Origin of the sequence: Sporolactobacillus sp. STSJ-5, assembly GCF_024385605.1 — a bacterium.
Taxonomy (GTDB): Bacteria; Bacillota; Bacilli; order Bacillales; family Sporolactobacillaceae; genus Sporolactobacillus.
This window is the reverse complement of sequence record NZ_JANFOJ010000015.1, coordinates 20603-42531: the sequence shown is the minus strand read 5'-3', so window position 1 is coordinate 42531 and position 21929 is coordinate 20603. Positions and strand designations below refer to the sequence as shown.

The 21929-nt window shown below is 42.9% G+C and carries 20 protein-coding genes; 4 read left to right on the top strand and 16 right to left on the bottom strand.

The genetic code is table 11. The features are described 5' to 3' along the window. Window positions 1-101 precede the first annotated feature (101 nt). Entirely contained in the window at window positions 102-611 is a 510-nt protein-coding gene (locus NOM01_RS13170) for a hypothetical protein (RefSeq protein WP_255748963.1), read from the top strand. A gap of 67 nt (window positions 612-678) precedes the next feature. On the opposite strand, the gene NOM01_RS13165 is transcribed toward NOM01_RS13170, so the two are convergent. After that, a complete protein-coding gene (locus NOM01_RS13165; protein WP_255748962.1) occupies window positions 679-2103 on the bottom strand; it encodes an IS5 family transposase in 1425 nt (474 codons plus the stop codon). Between the two features lie 481 nt (window positions 2104-2584). Next, entirely contained in the window at window positions 2585-3094 is a 510-nt protein-coding gene (locus NOM01_RS13160) for a DUF1643 domain-containing protein (RefSeq protein ID WP_255748961.1), read from the bottom strand. Window positions 3095-3362: 268 nt separating this feature from the next. On the opposite strand from NOM01_RS13160, the gene NOM01_RS13155 reads away from it, so the two are divergent. Beyond that, window positions 3363-5183, top strand: coding sequence for a GmrSD restriction endonuclease domain-containing protein (locus NOM01_RS13155; RefSeq protein ID WP_255748960.1), 1821 nt, complete (start codon window positions 3363-3365; stop codon window positions 5181-5183). 343 nt (window positions 5184-5526) lie between these two features. On the opposite strand, the gene NOM01_RS13150 is transcribed toward NOM01_RS13155, so the two are convergent. From NOM01_RS13150 to NOM01_RS13125, 6 genes are all read right to left on the bottom strand, one after another. After that, the gene (locus NOM01_RS13150) at window positions 5527-5709 is read right to left on the bottom strand and encodes an amino acid transporter (protein WP_255748959.1); all 183 of its coding nucleotides are present in this window, start codon (window positions 5707-5709) and stop codon (window positions 5527-5529) included. Between the two features lie 27 nt (window positions 5710-5736). Then, window positions 5737-6126, bottom strand: a complete 390-nt coding sequence (locus NOM01_RS13145; RefSeq protein ID WP_255748958.1) for a hypothetical protein — start codon at window positions 6124-6126, stop codon at window positions 5737-5739. A 117-nt stretch (window positions 6127-6243) separates the two neighbouring features. Beyond that, window positions 6244-6864 (bottom strand): C39 family peptidase, encoded by a 621-nt coding sequence (locus NOM01_RS13140; RefSeq protein WP_255748957.1) that lies wholly within the window; start codon window positions 6862-6864, stop codon window positions 6244-6246. 300 nt (window positions 6865-7164) lie between these two features. Continuing rightward, the gene (locus NOM01_RS13135; RefSeq protein WP_255748956.1) at window positions 7165-7479 is read right to left on the bottom strand and encodes a type II toxin-antitoxin system RelE/ParE family toxin; all 315 of its coding nucleotides are present in this window, start codon (window positions 7477-7479) and stop codon (window positions 7165-7167) included. Then, window positions 7476-7739, bottom strand: coding sequence for a type II toxin-antitoxin system Phd/YefM family antitoxin (locus tag NOM01_RS13130; protein WP_255748955.1), 264 nt, complete (start codon window positions 7737-7739; stop codon window positions 7476-7478). The genes NOM01_RS13135 and NOM01_RS13130 overlap by 4 nt, the downstream gene beginning before the upstream one ends. A gap of 69 nt (window positions 7740-7808) precedes the next feature. After that, the gene (locus NOM01_RS13125) at window positions 7809-9074 is read right to left on the bottom strand and encodes a hypothetical protein (RefSeq protein ID WP_255748954.1); all 1266 of its coding nucleotides are present in this window, start codon (window positions 9072-9074) and stop codon (window positions 7809-7811) included. A gap of 158 nt (window positions 9075-9232) precedes the next feature. Between NOM01_RS13125 and NOM01_RS13120 the strand changes: the two genes are divergently transcribed. Then, window positions 9233-10756, top strand: coding sequence for an AMP-binding protein (locus NOM01_RS13120; RefSeq protein ID WP_255748953.1), 1524 nt, complete (start codon window positions 9233-9235; stop codon window positions 10754-10756). 124 nt (window positions 10757-10880) lie between these two features. Here NOM01_RS13120 and NOM01_RS13115 read toward each other — a convergent pair whose 3' ends face one another. Beyond that, window positions 10881-11330 carry a MarR family winged helix-turn-helix transcriptional regulator gene (locus tag NOM01_RS13115; protein ID WP_255748952.1) on the bottom strand — a complete coding sequence of 150 codons (450 nt, stop codon included), beginning with the start codon at window positions 11328-11330 and terminating at the stop codon, window positions 10881-10883. Between the two features lie 132 nt (window positions 11331-11462). Here NOM01_RS13115 and NOM01_RS13110 point away from each other — a divergent pair, with 132 nt between their 5' ends. Then, window positions 11463-12428 (top strand): quinone oxidoreductase family protein, encoded by a 966-nt coding sequence (locus tag NOM01_RS13110; RefSeq protein WP_255748951.1) that lies wholly within the window; start codon window positions 11463-11465, stop codon window positions 12426-12428. Between the two features lie 61 nt (window positions 12429-12489). On the opposite strand, the gene NOM01_RS13105 is transcribed toward NOM01_RS13110, so the two are convergent. The 7 genes from NOM01_RS13105 to NOM01_RS13075 form a co-directional block, all read right to left on the bottom strand. Next, complete coding sequence (locus NOM01_RS13105; protein WP_255748950.1) at window positions 12490-13740, bottom strand: MFS transporter; 1251 nt, start codon at window positions 13738-13740, stop codon at window positions 12490-12492. A 333-nt stretch (window positions 13741-14073) separates the two neighbouring features. Then, the gene (locus NOM01_RS13100; protein WP_255748998.1) at window positions 14074-15120 is read right to left on the bottom strand and encodes a bifunctional transcriptional activator/DNA repair enzyme AdaA; all 1047 of its coding nucleotides are present in this window, start codon (window positions 15118-15120) and stop codon (window positions 14074-14076) included. A gap of 597 nt (window positions 15121-15717) precedes the next feature. Beyond that, on the bottom strand, window positions 15718-16200 hold the full coding sequence (locus tag NOM01_RS13095; RefSeq protein WP_255748949.1) for a tetratricopeptide repeat protein: 483 nt from the start codon (window positions 16198-16200) through the stop codon (window positions 15718-15720). Between the two features lie 172 nt (window positions 16201-16372). After that, entirely contained in the window at window positions 16373-18760 is a 2388-nt protein-coding gene (locus tag NOM01_RS13090) for a glycoside hydrolase family 31 protein (protein WP_255748948.1), read from the bottom strand. Between the two features lie 311 nt (window positions 18761-19071). Next, window positions 19072-19947, bottom strand: coding sequence for an AraC family transcriptional regulator (locus NOM01_RS13085; RefSeq protein WP_255748947.1), 876 nt, complete (start codon window positions 19945-19947; stop codon window positions 19072-19074). A 142-nt stretch (window positions 19948-20089) separates the two neighbouring features. Beyond that, on the bottom strand, window positions 20090-20650 hold the full coding sequence (locus NOM01_RS13080) for a sugar O-acetyltransferase (RefSeq protein ID WP_255748946.1): 561 nt from the start codon (window positions 20648-20650) through the stop codon (window positions 20090-20092). A gap of 107 nt (window positions 20651-20757) precedes the next feature. After that, window positions 20758-21693: an L-lactate dehydrogenase gene (locus NOM01_RS13075; RefSeq protein ID WP_255748945.1), complete on the bottom strand. Its 936-nt coding sequence runs from the start codon at window positions 21691-21693 to the stop codon at window positions 20758-20760. Window positions 21694-21929: the final 236 nt, after the last annotated feature.

Below are 21929 nucleotides of genomic sequence, written 5' to 3'. Positions count from 1 at the left end.
CCCAGCTTCGCGTTGGATGGGTTCAGGCAAAGCCGCCCATTCATAATCGAATGGGCGGCTTTTTATTATGATCACATATTTAAAAACGAGGAGAGTTTTCTGTGAATAATCAATTCTGTACGAAACCAAACGTTCACATGTATCTCACATGGCTGTTGCTAAGTTTGTTCCGCAGCGTTTTCGGAAATAGCTATGCTGCATGTGTTTCTGCGAAAAAGACAAGCGGCTACCAAAAGCGGGCTTCATTTTTGTTCGTTCGGTCTGCGTTTCTCCGTTTGCCAACCGCCAGAGGACGGCTTGTTCTCAGCAAAGGATCAAAACGTTCATGCTCTGTTACTCATGACGGATTTTCATCTTTGAGATTCATATCTATCCTCCCGGCAAGCACGCAGCAGCAATTCAAAGCAACACGAAAAAACCAGGCAGCATCCCGCCCGGCCTTTTATCGTTTGATTCAATTTTTTCACCTATGCATTATCAACATCAAAAGCATTATTCATCAACAGTTAGTCATTCAAGAGCTCGGAATTGCCCGTCGAAAAGAAATTGTGTTTGATTTTCACTTGATTGATTTATTGTTCAATTTAGAGTCGAGCAAATATAAAAATTAAAAAAATAAGTGGAAGAGAACTCAGGTCTCATCATTCGAGGCATTCATGCTAACTAGTGGATGCTGAATTAGGCTGGTAAAAATTCAGTCTCTTTCCGTATTTTGTAGCTAATCGTTAGGTATGTATCCTTGATTTTTATGACCAGTAAAAGGGCCAAAGAAAAAAGGCGTAAGACCGTATCGATATTCGCCATCGTGATCCCCATATCAATGGTGACCGCAATCGTTTCAGCGGTTTTGGCGCGCACTAAACCAAGACCGCACTTTTGCTTGATAAAAGCAAAACGACGTTCAATTTCCCCTCGACGATTCTCAGCGTCACGTGCTGCTGCGTTATCGACGCGTCGTTGCTTTTCATCAACGTTTTTGGGCTTGCGCCCGAGTTTGGGTCCTATAATCGCAATGCCTCGCTCTTTGGCAAACGCGATGTTTTCACGATTGCGGTACAGTTTGTCGGCCAACACTTCGTCCGGGTAATGATCGTGCTGTTCTTTATAGCGCTCAATGGCCTTTTGGAAGTCGGTACTTTCATTAAACGCGTTGAAATCGACACGTTCGATTTCGATGATCCCATCTTGAATCGAGGCATCCATTTTCGGGCCAAACTCAGTGTTTTGTTTCGCCTTGCCCCGCTTGATTGGGCGCACGTATGGCTGGGACAGACTGACAATCCGATGATCCACTCGATGGGTCTTATTTCGGTATATGAACTCCTGCTGCGTAAACAGCTGCTGGATCGTGGTCAGTCGGCTGCGTTGCTTCTCCGTCAGTTCACCGCCTTTTGCGCGCAGCTCGTCGACATAACGCAAGTCACGTCGCACGTATTGCAGTTGCACTTTGACTTGGTGGCGCGTTTCCTTAGCTGTGCGACGGGGCTTCTTGGTGAAGGTGACATAGGCTTTATGGGCTTCTCGTTTGTACGTCCGTGGAATGGGGACGTGGAGCTGATGAGCCAGTTCCGTAATCATTTTTTCAAGGAAGGTGCGGGCCTGATTGAGTAAGGAATGGTCTTGTGGAAAACGAATGTTGACTGGCGTGACCGTGGCATCAAGGATCATCGTCCGGTCGTTGCCCACGCTGCCTTGAAGCCGGTCTTTACACCAGGCGCCCATGATCTGGCGCAACTGGGTGCTGATGGGGGCGATCCGTTTCCGAAAATGTGTAAGGGCAGAAGGGTCAAAAGGTCGGCTGACCACGTACGTGGGACAACCGATGAAGTACTGATAAGCGGGCGTATCCCGAATGGCCTTGACCAAATCAGCATCAGAAAGGCCCGTGGACTGCTTAATGAGCTGGGCGCCAAAAAGAAGCCGAAAGGGTTTGCCTGCTCGGCCAAGTGGAGACGGAAAAACGACACGATAAACATCCTCCATCTGGGTCCACGGCAACTGATCCGCGAGCTGAACCCATTTATTTTCCGGGCTTAAGGAGACACCCAGTTCCTGACCGAAAGACTTTATTGAAAGTTGAACCGTTTTTGACCGATAAACCATTCCAAGCACCCCATCTATTGAAAAATGCACAGAAAATCGCATCACAGCGCGTTATTTCATGCATTTATTATACAACAAATATGAGATTAATTCTTTAAATATAAAGCATTTTATAATTATTCAGCATCCACTAACTAACCGTCACCTTTTTCTGAAAAAGATCATTCTTTTCAATCCGTTTGCATGTTTGATTATGAAACATTATTTTCATAATCCACGACATGGGCTGATTCATTCACTCATAGTCCGAAAATCTACAGGAAGGATCATCATAGTCGATGATTGTACCAAGTGCGTACCATGACTACCTATCGCCAAAACTTGATTATTCTTTTCGTTCTGAATCTGGTTTCGTACATAGATCAAGCAATTCTGAGACTCCCGCCACCTGCCAATATATCGAGAAAGTCATAAGACTGCCGATTAATATATGCATGGAAATCATCTACCCATTCGCCTATTCTACTCACAGAAATCTTTATCAATTAAAAGTATAAATTTTTGGAGTCAGATCGTTGCGCAAATAAAGTGGATGCCTTGGAATCCCATCCTTAGTCACTTCTAAGCAGTACAGAGTATATCCATTTAATAGATTTCTGACTTCCTTTACCCTTCTCCAAAAGATTGGTTTGGTAAAGCTCTGACCCCAGGAAAGGATGATTTTCTCAGACTTTTGTGCAAGCTTGAGAAGATAATGATCACAATCGTATCCTATACAATCATCTGATTCCGTCAATTCTTGAGGATTGGTAGAAATGTAGGCAAATAAATTGGCAATACTGATTCCTCCATACCCCCATGTGCGAGCAAAATTAGTGCATCGTAAAACAGTTGGATCACAGCCTTCGAGACTAGCAATGCTTGGATTAAGCATCACAAACATTACTTTCGGTTTTGACGTGTCCCAGTCGCACCCCAAGGCATAGCGATATTTTTTCGAATCGTCAAATACAGCATTAACCACTTCATCTTTCTTCCATGCATGCAGCACTTTATATACTTCCCTCCATATTTTATCAAACTCTTGATTCTACTTTGATATATTCACAAATCAATTCGATCACTCTAAATTCGTTTTTGCCTTGAGAATGCTCAGCGCCCAAAAATTGTCCTGTATAATCAGCGAATGTAACCTTCCACGATTGCAAAAGCAAATCTTTATGAGTTTCTTTTCTATGTTACAATTTTACTGTGACTAACGAATGCCAAAAAATCAAAAAAAGATGCGAACTGAAAAAAAGAATGTGGAGGATTATTAATTGACAGCATCCTATGACAAATATACTGTTACGCAATACTCGATGAGTTCACTGCTAGGTTACATTGATGCGGGAGATATCGCTATCCCTGAGATTCAGCGTCCTTTTGTGTGGAAAGGTAAAAATGTCAGGGATTTAATCGACTCGCTATATAACGGCTATCCGACTGGATATTTAATCATTTGGCAAAATCCCAATGTCCGACTGAAAAACGGGCAAGAGTCCGTTGGAAAAAAAGTTCTAATTGACGGTCAGCAACGTATTACAGCACTAATGACGGCGATTGCTGGTAAACCTGTTTTAAATGAAGATTATGAGGAACGCACAATAAAAATCGCCTTTAACCCAATTGCTGAGGAAGAAGATGGACGCTTCGCAGTACAAACCCCTGTCCATTTAAAAACCAAGCACTGGATACCCGATATTTCAGAATTGTTCAAAACACAATTTTCTGTAAGAAAATTTATTAATCAATATCTTGAGGAAAATCCGAAGGCTGACGAAGATCTGGTCGATCAAGCTATTACGCAACTTTTGTCTATTAAGAGCTGCCAACTCGGAGCAATTGTTCTCATTCCCCAGCTGGATATTAATGAAGTAACAGAAATATTTGTACGTATTAATTCTCAAGGAAAGCGACTTAATGAATCCGATTTTGCAATGTCCAAAATTGCTGCGGATGAACGTTATGGCGGAAATCTGCTGCGAAAAGCTATCGATTATTTTTGCCATTTAGCGGTTGAACCTAGTTTTTATAACAAACTCGCTTTAAGTGACCATGATTTTATGAAAAGCGAATTCGAACCGAAATTGCGTTGGCTGAGAAATGATAAAGAGGACATTTATGATCCTGATTACAGCGACATGCTGCGTGTGTCTTTTATGCATACCTTCAATCGTGCGAAACTAGGTGACCTTGTCAGCCTACTATCCGGCAGAGATTTCGCAGACAGAAAATTCAAAGAAGAAATTGCCGCCACAAGTTTTGAAAAACTGCATGTCGGAGTATTGGACTTTATGAATGAATATAACTTTGAACAGTTCATACTTGCTATCAAGTCTGCCGGATTTATATCATTGAAACTGTTAAATTCAAGGATGACTCTGGATTTTGCTTACACATTGTTCCTGCTCCTTCAAAATAAAAATGAAGTGTCCAAAATTGAAATAAAAAAATACATTCAGAAGTGGTTTGTCCTGTCGACACTGACAAGCCGATACGTCAATTCTGCAGAATCACAGATGGATAGAGACTTACGGAGCATTGCTTCAAAAGGTTTTATATCATTTTTCAAAGAAAATGAATCATCAATGCTCTCTGATACATTTTGGACTGTACGTCTAGTACAAAACATGGAGACTTCATCTGTGAACAGTCCGTATTTCAATACGTTCATAGCTGCGCAGATTTTCAGCGGAGATCGGTCACTTCTTTCGAACAGTTCTAAGGTCGTTGATCTAGTCTCTGTAGCAGGAGACGTGCATCATATCTTTCCAAAAGATTATCTAAGGAAAAATGGTTTCAATGAGCGTTCGTTATATAATCAAGTTGCGAATTTTACTTATCTCGACACTGGGGTCAATATCTCAATTGGCAATAAATCTCCAAGCATTTATTTTTCAGAGGCATTAGCTCAGTGTGGAACGTCTACTATTGTGTCCGGAACGATTACCGATCCAAATGATTTTTGGGACAATTTATCAGTAAATTGTATACCCAATGAAATTATCAATATGACCGTAACGGACTATCCTGACTTTCTGATGGAACGCCGTAGACAGATGGCACAAAAAATCAAAAACTATTATTTTGCTCTATAATATTCTTGGGTTACCGGTCAGCGTCCCAAGACGTTGACTTTAATTTTGTTTTGGCTATCTATATTGCTTTCAGATCTTTTGCCTATCCATCAAAAGGACTCTGTACTACTCAGCGAACTCTAACAGGTTTCCGTATTCTCGTACACTTAATTTATCAAATGCGTTGTTTTGTTTTCCCAAGTCTTGAATGTATTTCTTGATGCTTGCTTCATTTTAACAAACATTAATACAATAATAGCCTTTTGCTCAAAAATGCCGATGCTCAAACTTAAATTTGGTATGTTTATGAAAGTGATTTATCTTTTGCCTATAGGATTGATCAATAAATTCTTTGGATCAACTATTAATCACTCAAACTCATAACGATGATCAGTAGCGTACTCACAACCACACAAGTGATCAGCACATAGCCAAGAATTCGAATTGGATTCGGGAGTGTTTTCATCTCGATTTTCTCCGGTCTGCCGGTTGTCTTATCAAAATGATCCATGATATCGTTGAAGGGCTCTTCGTCTTTTTCGAGCATGATCACTCATCTCCCTAATCTTTTTTTTCACATGACCGATGCTTTATTTTGAAAAAAAGCTTCCTTAATATGAATTGTATAAAGCAAAACCAGAATTGACCATATCATATTTCCGTTAAAAGGCTGTTGATGATGTGTTGACGATAAAGTCATACTTATTGCTCCAAAGAATAACGAATAACTGATCATCGCCCAAAAGCCCCATTTTCTAAGCTTCATATATCCATAGACCATGACCAGTGTGGCAAGAGCAAGCACTACTCTAAATAGGCGGTCATATGAGCTGGGCAGCGCAAACCGCATCGCTATATTCAGTTCATTTGCATCAGCATCATAAAAAATCGAAGTAGATAACAGGACAAAAGAGCTCAAGTACATAAAGGTGCTTATTAATATAACACCGAACGGCTTTTTCACAAGGCTCCACCTCTGAATAAATAATCTTTCCACTGAGGATCCCTACACAAAGTATGATAAATTTTACCTTCATTTAATATTTAATAAAGCTTTCTAGGTTGATCGTCGAATTTTTATTCAACCCACCACCAACGCTCTCCGCCCCATCGCATCATAGATCTTGATGAACTTGTACTTTTCCACCTTCACATCTTTCCCGCTCAGTTCGGTGGATTCACAGTCATTGAAATAAACGTAGTTGCTGTCTACACCGGTGACGACGATGCAGTGCAGCGGTCTCGGAGCGAAAACTTCTTTGCCTGCCGGTGTATGCCAGTATCTAAGGATCGGCATTTCATGAGAGATGGTGAACCAGACGAGGACGGGTTTGCTACTCGCCACATAATTCTGAACGACGTTGAAGTCTTTTCCATAAAGAGCAATGCCGCCGCTGCGATATTGATTAAGCACTTGTTTTAACGGGCTTGGATTAATCGTAATACCGTCTCCGCGGGGATCGCCGACAAAACCATCTTCGGGATCGCCCCATGTTTTAATCGAACCGTCTTCATTACTTGTCATCGGTGTCGTGTCGAGCGGCATTTGGTCAACGATCGTTTGCTTATCGACGTCTATTCCGTAGTAGTGGAGTGCCATTGTTAAGGCTACGCCTTCACATCCGGTAGGCAGCTCCGGTCTTTGCTTGATCAGGGGTACATCTAATCGTTTTGTCGTGTTTGGTTGTTCATTTGCGGTCACTGTTTCCACGTCCTCAAGTCTTTTTTCCGTTGCTGTATGTATTGGGGCCTATGATCTTTTTTTACTGATTTCCATAATTATTATAGCAGATCATAGACAACTGCTTGAGGTGCAAAGTTAAGGTTGGAATGTGGCCATTGTTTTCTAATTTTGGAGCATCATGTGTACATGACTGGTAATGATATCTTTGAGGCGATCCCAAACTACAAGCTAGATTTGTTGAGAAGAAGGAATGAGGGAAAAGCTATTTTAATTGATGATTAGTTTCCTTATGCATTGAGAAGATAAGGCTGCAAAACCTTACAACAAATGCTCCCAGTTTCGCTTGCCGTAAAGGATTCGGATAATCGAAACGACGCGCTTCTCTTTGTGAATAAGATAAAAGACCAGGTAATGATCAACGACTATTCTTCGAATGCCCAGAGAAGCTAAATACCGATCAGTCACACAAGGATAACGAGTCGGCAGTTCAGACAAACTCATCACGGTTCTTTTGAATCTGGCAATGAGCTTTTCAGCTGTTTCCGGTTCTTGTAATTCCTTTGCGATATATCTTGAAATTTCCTGCAGATCATTCACTGCCGGTATACTCATCATTAATTTATACGTACTCATTCATTCAGTCCGTCCTCGATTCGCTTAAACGCTTCGTCAGCAGGTATGGCTTCACCTTTTTTTAGAGACTCTTCGCCAGTGGCTAATAAATTGTAAAGTTCGAACTTCCCAACCAGCCGTTCATAAGTGTCAATACTCATAACCGCCAGATCCCCTTTGCCGTTCTTCGTAAGATAAACAGGCTCAGAGTACTCATGACAAAACTGCGAAATTTCATTGTACTTATTACGCAAATCAGAACTTGGCCGTATCTCAGGCATCATCCATACCTCCAAATTTAATTATATGCATATTTTATCGTTATATTGATATATAATAAAGTAAACCATTTATGATAGCAAATCATTTAGCATGACTATTTTTCCATCTGAAGCGTACACTGCATAGTCGCAGTCTAATTTTCCACAGAGAATGTATTGCTTTTGTTTAAAGTCATAGACGTAATAAGGGTTTAATTCAAGGAACGGTTTGATTTTTGTGTAAGCTTCCTCTTTCGTTACCGCTATTTTTTCCGACACTTGAAACTGATCAATCTGGTCTAAAAAGGGTTTATTATCAATAAAATTGCATAGGTGAAGGCTGTTTCGATCAATCATCAGCGTAAGTTTTCTTTGGAATAACAAGCGGTTCTTATGAACAGGTCTTACAACGGCAAGGATGTACCCTTTATAACGGTATAATGCCTTTAAGATCCATTTTCCTGAGTCGGACGAGTATTCTCGGCTTAAGAATGCCTTGACCTCATAAAGACACATCTTCTGTTCCGTTTCTGTGATTGGTAACGAATCCGGACTTGGCTCGCGTGAGAAGGCTTGCTCAACTGTTGCTTCGTCAGTCCAGTGAAGTACTTTTCGTTTGCGAGATTTACCAGATGGTTTATCCCAATAGATCATCTTGTCTATTGGATTGATTTTGTATTCAATGAATTCATAAGGGACTTCCACCATACCAACATTCGTCAGATAAATTTCATCAATTGCATAAACCGGAATGCTTTTTTTCTGCTCAAATAAGGGAAGGTCGGCTAAAACAAGCCGATCTATCGCCAAATCCTCTACTTTATCGAGTGTCAGCGAGTACGTATCTTTTTTAGTTTGTTCTTCAGTCGGTGCATGAGTATAAGCTGAGAACATCGTTAGATTACCTTGTGAGTCCCGTTTAATCTCAATCCAGCCTGAAGGATATAGCGCAATGCCGTCCACGCATTCATTAAAGGAAAGTTCGTTTATTTCGTTTTTTTGCAGCTGAAATTGCTTTCTAAAGGTGAGTCCTGTCTCTTGTTCCACCCATTTGATCATGTCTCGTTTATCAGCAAATGTGACGCCGTCGGCAAAGGACTTATCGTTGACAAAAATGACACTCTTGACTTTCTGCGTAGTCACATCAATCTCAATCACTGCAGTTCCTTCCGGATTTTCATCCTCTGCGTGTGCCACACTTTGATTTGGAACCCATTCCATTGATAATATGTATTCCGTATCATTGAACAGGTTAACTCTTCGGTACAATTGTTGACTCTCTAAATAATAATTTTGCAATCCGAATTTTGCATGTGTTAAATCAATGAGTGCTTTTAGTCTCGTATCCATCTCCATTCAACCATCCCTTCACTGTACATCGTTCTTTTTAATGCATATTAGTTTTAATATAGTAGTAGATATGTCCATAATAAGGGTAAAGACAGTGATTTGAAACATTCTGCCTTGCTTTTCGTAATTATCTAGTGATAGAAACAGAAACTGAATGTTTTGACATGGGAGTGACTATTTTGACGTTGCAAATACCTGAAGATGTGAACTTATTTGATGAAATGGTCAAACAGGCGAAAGCACATCCGAAGAAAGTCATCATTGAGGATACAAGCAGTTCCTACACCTACAATAAGTTCTTAATTGCTGTAAATATCATGAGCAAGAAACTGGAACAGGCAGTCGGAAATGATCAGAGGGTCGGCCTCTATCTACCTAATGTGGTCGCACAGGTCATTGTGCTCTTCGGTCTGTTTAAAAATGAACAGACGCCTTGCCTTCTAAATTTTACGATGGGCACGACAAACATCATTGACTGTATAGAGACAGCTTCCCTTGGAACTGTGATTACATCAAGAGAATTTGTTAAAAAGGCGGATCTCGGTTTCGTCGTTGAAGAAATGGAGAAACAGGTTAAGGTGATTTATCTCGAAGATTTAGCGCACGGGATTACTGCCTTTAATAAAATTACTGGTCTGATCGAATCAAGAACATCCCGATTAAAGAAAAAGGCACCTGGCGAAGTGATTCTCTTCACATCAGGAACCGAGTCGAAGCCAAAAGGAGTTATCCTGACCCATCGCAACATTTTTGCAAATATCAAGCAGACCTTTGCGCATATCGAAGTCAGGGAAACGGATCGCATTTTCAATCCGCTGCCGCTCTTTCATTCATTCGGAATGACGGTCGGTTCCATTCTGCCGCTTGTCACTAACGTAAAAGCATACCTTTATCCATCACCGCTGCGCTACAAAGACATTCCAAAGGCAATTGAAAAAGATAAAAGTACGCTTTTTGTCGCCACAAACACCTTTTTTGAGAACTACGCCAAATTTGCGACGAAGGAACAATTCCAAACACTGCGAATTGTGGTTGCCGGTGCGGAGAAACTGCAAAATGATGTCAGGAAAACCTACCAGGATAAGTTTGGGATCACCATCTTGGAGGGTTACGGGGCAACCGAAACCTCACCGATTATCTCACTGAATACGCATGAACGTTATAAGGCAGGTACGGTTGGTCCGTTAATTCCCCTTATGGAAGCGAAAATTGCTAAGGTTGAAGGGGTGAACGAAGGTGGAAACCTGCTGCTTAAAGGCCCGAATGTAATGAAAGGTTATCTCATTCACGGACAAGGCTTTATTCCATGCGGAGAGTGGTATAACACTGGCGATATCGCCGAGATTGATGAGGATGGCTTTATTCACATCATCGGCCGACTCAAGCGATTTGCAAAAATTGCCGGCGAAATGATTCCCCTGAACAAGGTCGAGGAATTGGCACTGGAGTGCTTTGGCGAGTCTAACTTCTATGCTGTGTGTATTCCTGACAAACGAAAAGGCGAACAAATCGTCATGTTCACAACGAAGTCCAAGGTTTCGTCGCGAGATCTTAAAAAGTTTATCAAGAGTAAGAAAATGTCAATGCTCTATATGCCGGCCAGCATCGAAACCATTGATGAAATTCCACTTCTTGGCAGTGGAAAACCGAACTACTGGAAGCTGGAGAAACTAGCAAAAAGTAAATAAGCGATATATGAAATCTCTTAAATAAGCAAGAGCTCCCACACTTTATTCCAGTTGGGAGCTCTTTTGCATCGTCCAATGGCCAGTTTTACGGTTTACAAGATGAAACAAGATTTTAGTCCCTTGGTCATTCATTTGAAGACACAGAACTCCCCAAAATTTTGGCAGCAAGGGCAGCCAGTTGTGAACGCTCCGTCTCGGAAAGCCCTTCGACAGCAGCACTCAGTTGACGCTCGACCTCCTCACTGCCTATCTGAATCAATTCCCGTCCCGCTGAAGTCACACTCACATTGTATCCGCGCCGGTCGTTTGGAGAAACGTTACGTTCGACGAGACCGCGACGTTCCGCTCGATCGACAAGTCCGGTAATGCTGGATTTATCGAGGTTGAGGTGCTTTGCAAGCTGCAGCATGCTTGGCTCTCGATCGCGGAGGATTCCAAGCAGTCGAAGCTGAATGATTGAGAGTCCATGCTCTGCACCGACTCGTCCGAGGATTTCCTGGACAAGAAACGAGAGTTGAACCAAGCCGTCCACGATTGACAGATCGTTCTGATTTTGTAATGGATTATTGTTCATGTTTTTCACCTTTTTAATTTGGACATTTTCTTCTCATAGTGTACCACATGCTTGACTTAGTTTGTTTTACAAACTATATTGTTTGTAAAGCAAACTAATTATTTATGCAATTGACGAATGGAGGTCTCTATTATGTACGCTGCTGTTGTACGTTCGTTTGATTCTGATCCAAATTATGAAATATTTGATACACCGCAACCTTCAGGCAAAAATGAGGTGCTTGTCGATGTTCTTGCCGCAGGATTACATCCTCGAGTACGTTCTCAGGCTAACGGTTCCCACTATACCAGTACTGATGAGCTGCCGCTAATCCCCGGTATTGATGGTGTCGGACGACTGCCTGATGGTCAGTTGGTCTATTTTATTGCACCCGATACAGCGCTGGGAACATTCGCAGAAAAGGCAGTCATAGATGTGCGGCGCAGTATCCCTTTGTCTGAAGATGCCGATCCGGTTGAAATCGCCGCAGCAATGAACCCGGCAATGTCTTCATGGGTAGCACTCCGTCGACGGGTAGCTATTCAGCCGGGGCAAAAGGTTCTGGTCCTTGGCGCGACCGGAAATTCCGGACAGATGGCCGTCCAAATTGCCAAGCTTCTCGGTGCAAGTCAGGTCATCGGTGCCGGTCGTGATCCGGAACGTCTCGAATCCCTGCCTGCGTTAGGCGCAAATGAGACTGTCTCTCTGGCGGGTGATCTGGAGGCAGCTGCCAAACGTCTTGGTCAAGCTGCATCTGAGGTTGATCTCGTGATCGACTATCTTTGGGGAAAGCCAGCTGAGCTTGCGATGCTCCCGATCCTGATGAAACGGTCAGATCGCAGCAAACTGTTGTCCTGGATTCAAATTGGTTCCGTTGCCGGCCCTACTGCCGCTGTACCTTCCGTTGCCCTTCGCTCTGCCAACTTTCAAGTACTCGGCAGCGGTCAAGGCTCTGTCACGACTGCCGGGTATCTTTCCGAACTTCCGGCACTCACTCAAGCAATTACCGCTGGTCAGCTGAAGGTAAACGCAGCACCTGTCCCGCTTTCCAAGTTGAAAGACGTTTGGAATGCTCCCGCTGAAACCGGGAAACGGATTGTGTTCATCCCAACGATATAAGTGAAATGCAAAAGCGCACAATATCCTAAGATATCGCGCGCTTTTATTACAGGCATGACCTTCATCCATTCTCAGATTCGGCAGGTTTGCCCGCCTCGATCAGTACTTTATTCCTGCCCATGCCGAGAGCCAGCATCAGCATGATGGCACCTGTTCCGAGGAGCAGCCATTCGATCCGGATGAGGTCTGCGATCGGCCCAAAAATCAGCATTCCAATCGGCATCATTGATGTTGAAATCATTCCCATCACCCCGAAAACACGTCCCAAATAATCTTCTTCGACTTTTTCCTGCAGAAGCACGGTCGTCGGAGTATTTAAGATCGGCATAGCCACACCGAACAAAGCCATAAATGCAAGGTAGACCCAAAAGTTGAAAACAAACGCCCCCAACGCAAAGGTACAGAATCCCATCAATATAGCCGAAAAGGTCATTGTCTTCACTTTATTTTGGAAGCCGCCCCATGACGCGATAATCCCACCTCCGCTCATCATGCCGACGGAAAAAGCGATCTCAATCGCAGTTAGGCGCCATACGTCGCTGCCGAATGTACGCGTTACCTGCAGTGGAGTCAGAAAAGCTGCCGGAGCCATCAGCACAAAAAAGACGGCAAAGTACAGGAAGAAAATTTTCAGAAAACCATGGTTATTAATGTAGCGCAATCCTTCTTTAAAATCACTGAGATAGCTTGTTGTCTGCTTCGTCATTGCTTTTTTATGAATGGATATCTTAACAAAGGCAAGCATTGTGCTGATTGCGATTGCCGCTGTAATGACGTCAATAAAAAAGATCACTTCAATGGATGCCATGGTCAGCAAAGCGGCACTGACAATCGGCGAGACAAACATGATCACCGCTTGGATGCTGCCGTTCGTGCCGTTCACTTTTGTCAATTTATCCTTGGGCACAATTTGTGGGAGGACCGCACCGACCGCAGGTGTCTGGATCCCTGTTCCAAAGGCGCGGATTGCCGCCATGAGAAAGAGCAGCCAAATCGAATCAAATCCGGCCAAAAAGAAAATGGCTAGAATGAGCGTTGCCGTGGCCACAAGCCCATCTGATAACATAATAAGGTTCTTTCTATTAAATCGATCTGCCCAAACGCCCGCAACTGGGGACAAAAGAAAAGTCGGAATAAACCCGCAAATAATGTATACCGTCATCATCAACCCGGATCCTGTCCGCAGCGTGACATACCACATCATCGCATATTGAACGAGGGATGATCCAAAAAGTGATACCGTCTGGCTGCTTAAAAAGAGGATAATCGTTCTTAGCCAATTTTCATTCGCAGGAGGCTTTAGTGTCGTCACAGTGAATCACTCATTTCTCTTTAATTTTTCAAATTAGCTCTGCATTGCTGACGCGCAAATTTCCCCCTTCCGGCAGCAAAAAAGAGGGGAGACCTATCCCCTCTTTTTCATCACCTATACTATAAGGTTTCCAAAAACAGACAGACCAATCCCGCTGCTCTAAGCGCAGTCAGAGCTCTCAAACGTATTTAGTTAGCGATTGAAAGCAGAAATTCTTAATCTTATTGATGCTGTCAAACGGAAAACCTCCAAGCTCTTTTGTCATTGATTTAATTTTAACAAAGGTAAGGGCCTCAGACAATGGGTTAGCCTCCACCCAATTGATCACCGCGCCTATTGTATAGACTTTTCATGTTCCAGCAGCCATTTTTTTCTTTCCAATCCGCCGCCATATCCTCCAAGTGCTCCATCCGATTGAATCACACGATGACATGGGATAATGATTGCCAGTTGATTTGCGCCGTTCGCATTTCCGATTGCACGAACTGCTTTTGGGTTCCCGATTAATCCGGCTAGATCCTTGTACGTTGCCGTCTCGCCCATCCGTATCTTCAATAATTGTTCCCAGACGCTTTTCTGAAAATCGGATCCAAAGAACATAATTGGCGTTTTAAACGTGTTAAGACCTTTATTAAAATAGTCATTAAGTTCATTTCTTATTTGATCTGATCGATCAGTCTTTCCTGGTATAATCGAGGCATTTAATCGATTTCTTAATCGTTCAATTTCTCGTTCCAACCCTCGTCTGTCGGCAAATTCGAGTAGATAGAGAAAATTTTCGTCCACGATACTTACCATGGGACCGAGTGGCGTATCAATCCAATCTGCGTAGAGCATTTTTATCTGCTTAGATCGATTCGGTGTTCTGCCCATAATTTTGGAAAACGCATCATGAAATCCGCTTGACGATATGTAGCCTATATCAATTTGCGTATTGATCACTTTTTCTCCTGTGCGTATTGATTTCATCGCAATCCCCATTCTTCTCGCCCTGGCATATTGTACAAAGGTCATGTTGTAGTTTTTCTTGAACTGTCTTCGAGCGGTCGCAGCATGGATTCCCAGTTCATTGAAATCAGAATCCTTCCATCTCTTTTCAGGATTTTCTTCAACGAGAGCTACCATTTTTTGAATGAGCGGCGATTGCTTTTGTGGAAACGATAAAGGATTGCATCGCTTGCATGGGCGAAAGCCCGCTAATAGTGCTTCCTCCGCCGTCTCATAAAACAAACAATTTTCATAATGCGGCTTTCTTGCGGGACAAGTCGCATGACAAAACACACCGGTTGTTTTAATACCTGCAAAAAAGATCCCATCATATGTTGAATTTCGCTCAACCAGAGCGTGATAATATTCTTTTTTCATCGACTCATCTTTAATCACTGCCACGCACCTCATTTCGATATGGAGAAAGGTCTTAGTTCTCTAGCTGTATCATTAATCAAATTATATCTGCAATCTCATGATGGCACATACGAAAAATGAACATCTATTTTTTCAAAATTTATCTGATCCATGTTCATGCATTGGTCTCACTTGTTATCTTTGCCATGGTTCAATTTCCACAAATCGCTTAACGGATGACCTAGTGTCCGGTTCGCCACAGGACGTACTTCCGCACGATGCGATGACTTCGGCGTCGCTCACAGGAAATGAGTGTCATGAGCCGAAGCTCCTTAACTTATCGGACCACTTATACTAAGTTTCTCTAAATCTTTATACTTATTTGTGTAAAAAAAGAGCTGCCTCAAAGTCAAAATGACTTATCAGGCAACCCTTATATTTAGTCCATCTGTTTATGCCGTCGTTAATGATGTATGCTACATATTGCTTTACAATCGAAATTCGATTCACTTGATGCTCCCTTTAAACATGTTTGTTGCTCCATGTATTTGTCCTTAGACATATAGAACCAAGTCCGAAAAGTAAGATAAAAAGAAGCAAGGTCAGAAGTACGCCACATCAAGTTAAAGCAGTTCACCATACATCATCCAATTTATCGGTATAAAACTCGATTGCTCTTTTATAACTCAGAATTTCAGTATCTGCAGTGGTTTCGATCAAACATTTAAGTAATCGTTCCATAGCTTCTGTATGTTCTTTTAAGTTGTATAAGGTCATCGCATAGAACACTTGAATCGCTCTATTATTAGGAAATAATTCAATCCCCTTAAGAAAGGTGCGCTTTGATTTTTCGTATTCGCCCAATGTTCTATAGGTACTCCCTAATCCCAGTAGTGCTCCTTGCATTTCATCAGAAGGCAATCCTAACTCAATCGCACATTCATAATAGGGGACCGCTTTTGTTTCTTCGCCTAGATTATCAAAACTCCATGCACAATGATAGTTAATCAAAGCGTTTTGCGGTTCCTTCTTTACAAGCATCCTTAATACATCATTAGATTCTTTATAGCTTCCACTTTCCCTTAAACTTATTGCTTTTTCTAGTTCTTTACTCATTTAATCTCCCTCCGGTATTGATCTATTGTCTTATGAAAGCTGCTAATAAGTCAACGTGATCGAACATGCTGCTAAAATGAAAACCCCGGAGAAAAAAGCTTTCTCTGGGGTTTCGTCTGTGCTGATCGCGGCAAAATGATTAAGTTCTGTTTTAGTCATTCATCTGATCCGGTCACAGCTTAATGTGCAGCTCTCCTTCTTTAACAACGAGGACCGTTTTGTTCCCCATGACTTTGAAAGGTATTGGCGCATCATTCTGCGCCACTGATGTTGCTTTGGTGTTGTTCAGAATAAGTTTAAAGGAATCATAGCTTTTCTCGTAACCGTGATGTGTCGCGTTAATCGATACATAAAGTTCCTTGCTCGACTCGCTCAGTTGAGCGGAAAATTCGTAAAGGTTGTAGCTGCCATTGCGATACTCGAAGCTTTCTCCGTCATCCTGATAATGTGTATAGCTGCTTGTTTCTCCATTTTCAGGCGGATACAGATCCAAGGTCAATTGGTCAATGGCTTTTTCTCCAACGTAGTTCTGAACAGGATAGAGCGGGATGATGCTCCCCTCTTTTATATAGATCGGACATACATCAAGCGGCGCTGCCTTCACAATGTATTGACCGCCTTCATAGCTTTCCTTCGTCCAAAAATCAATCCAACGGCTTCCTTTCGGCAAGTAAACAAGCCGCGTTTTGGCACCTTGCTCGACTACAGGCGCGACAAGAATCGCTTCCCCGCAAAGAATCTGATCGTTGATTTCATAGGTTGCCGGATCGTTTTGATAATCAAGCAGCAGTGGCCGCATGATCGGCAGTCCGGTTGTCTCTTCATCATGCAGCAGATCGTATAAATAAGGAAGCAGCTGATACCGCAAACCGATGTATTTTCGATTAATGGATTCAGTTTGTTCATCAAACGCCCACGGTTCTTGATCACGCGTGAAAATACTGGAGTGATTGCGGAACAGCGGCGTAAAAGCACCAACCTGAACCCAGCGCGACAACAGTTCAGATGTGCAGTCAAAACCGAAACCGCCGACATCCGTCCCGCAAAACGCAACACCGCTGAGTCCGAGATTCATTAGCATCGGCAGTGCCATCCGCAAATGTTCCCAAAGGCTCTGATTGTCCCCGGTCCAAACGGTGGAATATTTCTGCGTTCCGGCATAGCATGCACGTGTAATGACAAACGGACGTTTACCAGTAGCCTGCTTGATGCCTTCATAGGTTGCTTTCGCCATATAATGTCCATAGACGTTATGAATTTCGCGATGATCGGTTTGAATCCCGTCATTGTTGAATTGAACATCATCCGGAAGCGGTCCTTTAAAACTGGCCGGCTCATTCATATCATTCCAAATACCGGAAACACCGAGATCAGTCATGATCTTCTGATTGTCCGCCCACCATGCCCTCACCTTGCCATTTGAAAAGTCTGGGAATAGAGCATCGCCAGGCCAAACCTGATTCACATAAGGGAGATGATCCTTATCCGTCGCAAAGTAGTGATTGGCAAGCCCTTGATCATAAATGGCATAGCCTCGATCCTTCTTAACCCCCGGATCAATAATGGTGACCACCTTGAACCCCTCTGCTTTCAATTTCTTCAGCAATTCTTCCGGATTGGGAAATTTCTTGCGATCCCATGTGAACACACGATAACCGTCCATGTAATCGATGTCGAGATGCAGGACATCGCACGGAATCTCTTTTTCACGGAACGTATCAGCAACCTCATTAAGCCGCTCTTCAGGAGCATAGGCCCAGCGGCTTTGCTGATAGCCCAGTGTCCAAAGCTGCGGAAGCGGCGTTGTCCCGGTTAGCTTTGTATAGCCGGTGACGACTTCTTTAACCGAAGGTCCGTAAATAAAAAAGTAATCAAGATTACCGCCAGCTGATGCAAAACTGTAGTAATCGCTGTTCTCCTTACCTAAATCAAATTGCGATTCAAAGGTGGTATCAAAGAAATAACCGAACGCTTGATTGTCCTTCAATGCAATAAGAAACGGAATTGATTTGTACAAAGTTTCAAAGCTCTCAACATGCGGGGACGGATCATCTGTATTCCACATTTTGTAATGGTACCCTTTTTTATTTAAGTGACCCGTCTTCTCGCCAAGTCCATAAAAGAAGGTGTTCGGATCCAATTTCTTTTTTAATCGATAGCTTATTTTCTCTTCTTCCGAAGCAAGTTTATGACCTTCCTCAGCCGCCATGGCAATTCCTTCTCCTGCCCCCCTCCGAATAAAGGCTGTGCCCGTTCCGCGATAGTCCTCACTGAGAATCGTACCGGAAGGATCCGAGATGTTGACTCTAAAGTCGCTCGTTACTTTAACAATTAATTGTTCTGTACGAATGGTCAGCGTTTCCCCAGTAAAATCAACAATGAGTGCTCCCGGCTCTTCTTCAAGATGTTCAATCGCCTTTGACGGACGCCGCTCACCTGCGATCGGTGCAAAGAAGTTAATGATCGAAGGCGTGATCACTGCAATCGTGACTTTATTCTTTTCAAATTCAACCGTTATTCGGTTTTGTTTCCGTGCGTAGCCGATGATTTCACCAAACATAGTGCACCTCCATAATTCGTTCATCCTAACTTATCTTTCAAAACCGAACGTCTCAAATCCTGCAAATTGCTCAATAAAGCCTTAAATATTTCAGGCAGTTTTACATATAAAGTTGTAATCGTTTACATTATAATGCAAACATCTGATGAAAATGCCGCTCCGTCTCAATCCATAACATTTCATCACAATTTGCCTTTTCTTTCAAGCATCGGAATCATTTCCAATGAACAAAATCCCAGGTGAAAACACGAACTGTTCTCCCTGGGAAATGATGCTGAATGAATACCTTATTTTCAATAAAGCTGCAGCAATCATTTGGAAATACGTTTTACCGGTATCCAGATTTCACTTCTGAAATTTGGTGACGTTGTGTCTTTGCTTTCATTCCACAGTATCTCCGGTCCTTCAACCGCTTCATAATTGGACGAAGGGAACCATTCGGAATAAATGCGGCCCCACACGTTTTGCAGCGCACTTGGAAACGGCCCAACCGCCTCGAAAACCGCCCATGTAGATGCCGCAACCTCAAGGACTGCAAATTGATCTGGGCATTCCTTTGTTGTTGCTGTTCCGATGTAGTGATCAAGAGCCCCCTTTTCTTCCATTCTGCCTTCAGAAAAGTTGGTCGACGCACTGATAATTCCGGATGGCTCGACATTTGTGAGTGCCTTCAGTTCCTTAATTTTTTGTTCGTCTAAACGCTTCCACATGGCCTCAATTTCCGGATTGACACCACTGAAAATGATCGGCACTCTTTTTTTCAAACCGACAACTCGAAAGGCTTCTTTTTCGACAAGTCTATAGTTCATTTCTCCAACTCCTTGAATCGTCAATTGGAAGGTCATGGGGGGAAACGCTTTAAGTGTTTTCGCCGTGCTTCTTACTTCTGAAGGCGTGATGCCGTGCAATGCCTGAAAAGCTCGAGTAAATGCATCAGCAGAATTGTATCCATAGTTAACGGCGACATCAATCACTTTGCGGTTGTCTTTGAGTTCAAATGCCGCAAGAGTCAGCCGTCTGCGGCGGATATACTCAGAAAGCGGAACACCGGCAAGAAAGGAAAACATCCGCTTAAAATGATATTCCGAACAGCAAGCGCGCTTTGCTGCTTCTTTGTAATCGATGGATTCCGTCAGATGCGACTCAATATAATCCATGGCACAATTCATCTGCCTCAGCGAATCCATAGTCATGACCTCCTTGAACTAAATGTAACAAAAGCAGAGTGAGCAAATCCGACAATTCGTGCACCATTATGTCGGAGTGACGACTTGCCAAAATAAGGAGCTACCTTTGAGTGACCAAGTATCCATGAATGGAGCAGGCCTTTTACTCTTCTATTTTCTTCAAAATTTTTGCAGGATTGCCAGCGACAACTACGTTATCCGGAACATCCTTGGTGACGACTGAACCTGAACCGATGACGACATTATTGCCAATCGTAACCCCAGGATTAATCACCGCGCGCCCGCCGATCCAAACATTGTCGCCAATCGTCACCGGTTTCCCAAATTCCGCACCCGATATACGCAGCTTCGCGTTGAGCGGATGAGCCGCAGTATAAATGTGAACACCAGGAGCGAACATGCAGTTATCGCCTATGTGAATCTCGCAAATATCTAAAAACACACAATCAAAATTCGCATAAAAATGCTCGCCAACATGAATGTTGTACCCATAATCGCAGTGAAAAATTGGTTCAATGTATAACTTTTCTCCTGTCGAACCGAAGAGCTGTTTTAATAACTCAGCCCTTTTTTCGCGATCGGTCTCAAGCGTTTCATTATATAATCGTGTCAACCTCCGCGCGTTCAAACGATCGCTTTTTAATACCGGATCCGACGCATCATACAGCTCACCATGAATCATTTTTTCTTTTTCAGTTGTCATTAATTGAACTCCTTTTTTTGAATTTCATAGAAAAACGGTGGCCGAATTCCGAGTGTATCGGATCTTAACCACCGAGTATATGAAAAGTTTTAGTTTTGCATTACTAATCAATTAGGCTGTTTATCAAAAGCCTGAAATTTCTCCTTAATCGTATCCGCAGAGTGTTTGAATTTTGCTTCCTCTTCAGCGGTTAACGGCAGGGTGATGACTTCTTCCACTCCGTTCTTACCGATGATCGCCGGCTGACCCACATAGGTGCCGTACTTTTCATTATAGCAAGAGCAAATGTATGCAGCCTTGGCATCCGAAAGCACTGCTTGACTGAGCTTAACAGCACAAGTTGAGATCGCCCAGCTCGTATAGCCTTTGCCGGAATAGACTTCCCAGCCGCCGCGACGAGCTGCCTCTTCCAGATCATCCAGGTTTAGGTTCCGCTCTTTGGCAAGCTCAGTGATGTCCAATCCGTTCACACGAACCGTTGACCATGCACTGAATTGGGATTCCCCATGTTCGCCGTAAACATATCCGGAAACGTTTTTCGGATCACAATCAAATTGATCTGAAACTACTTTTTGCATCCGGGCCGTGTCAAGGAACGTGCCCGTCGCAAAGACTTGCTGCCGGCTAAGTCCGGTATTTTCCTGGAAATATTGCGTAATCGCATCACATGGGTTCATCGTATCGATGGCTACACCGTGAAAACCGGATGCTTTGACCTTCGGCGCTATGTCCTGCACAATATACTTCGTGTATTTGAATTCAGCCCAGCGGTTGCCTTCCGCCTGTTTTTCTTTATAGGCGAGAATATTGCCGGCAGTAATGAACAAGATGTCCGTATCGGCAAGCTCACTGTAGTCATTAATTTTAATAATCGTTCGCGTGTCGATTCGTCCTTGCATATCCTGTAAGTCGAGTTGTTCGGCGCGTGCCAGGCCCTCATTCGTATCAATTAATATCAGTTCATCCGCAATTCCCTTTGAAACCAAAGTGAACGCAACGGCTGCGCCAACGTGACCGAGACCAATAATTGCGTACTTTCTCATATCTGTCTCCACCCTTCTCTTTTATTGATTATGTACATCCCAAGTCTATCTTAGCACAATACGTTTTTACTGAATCAACCATATTTTAAATAGTTTGTGATTTTTAAAGGAATTTTTTTCAAATCATAATAACAAAATTAAGATTTGCTAATGATGCAAACACAACTTAAAATCATATAGTCAAAGTCATACGAATGTACTATTATTTATATCACAAAGATGTCTTTGCGCACATG

Coding starts and splice junctions, on each gene's coding strand:
- NOM01_RS13135 (WP_255748956.1), bottom strand. CDS start 7,479: ATGAGTACGTATAAATTAATGATGAGTATACCGGCAGTGAATGATCTG.
- NOM01_RS13110 (WP_255748951.1), top strand. CDS start 11,463: ATGTACGCTGCTGTTGTACGTTCGTTTGATTCTGATCCAAATTATGAA.
- NOM01_RS13125 (WP_255748954.1), bottom strand. CDS start 9,074: ATGGAGATGGATACGAGACTAAAAGCACTCATTGATTTAACACATGCA.
- NOM01_RS13165 (WP_255748962.1), bottom strand. CDS start 2,103: ATGGTTTATCGGTCAAAAACGGTTCAACTTTCAATAAAGTCTTTCGGT.
- NOM01_RS13095 (WP_255748949.1), bottom strand. CDS start 16,200: ATGAGTAAAGAACTAGAAAAAGCAATAAGTTTAAGGGAAAGTGGAAGC.
- NOM01_RS13085 (WP_255748947.1), bottom strand. CDS start 19,947: ATGGATTCGCTGAGGCAGATGAATTGTGCCATGGATTATATTGAGTCG.
- NOM01_RS13080 (WP_255748946.1), bottom strand. CDS start 20,650: ATGACAACTGAAAAAGAAAAAATGATTCATGGTGAGCTGTATGATGCG.
- NOM01_RS13075 (WP_255748945.1), bottom strand. CDS start 21,693: ATGAGAAAGTACGCAATTATTGGTCTCGGTCACGTTGGCGCAGCCGTT.
- NOM01_RS13150 (WP_255748959.1), bottom strand. CDS start 5,709: ATGCTCGAAAAAGACGAAGAGCCCTTCAACGATATCATGGATCATTTT.
- NOM01_RS13130 (WP_255748955.1), bottom strand. CDS start 7,739: ATGCCTGAGATACGGCCAAGTTCTGATTTGCGTAATAAGTACAATGAA.
- NOM01_RS13090 (WP_255748948.1), bottom strand. CDS start 18,760: ATGTTTGGTGAAATCATCGGCTACGCACGGAAACAAAACCGAATAACG.
- NOM01_RS13120 (WP_255748953.1), top strand. CDS start 9,233: ATGGGAGTGACTATTTTGACGTTGCAAATACCTGAAGATGTGAACTTA.
- NOM01_RS13115 (WP_255748952.1), bottom strand. CDS start 11,330: ATGAACAATAATCCATTACAAAATCAGAACGATCTGTCAATCGTGGAC.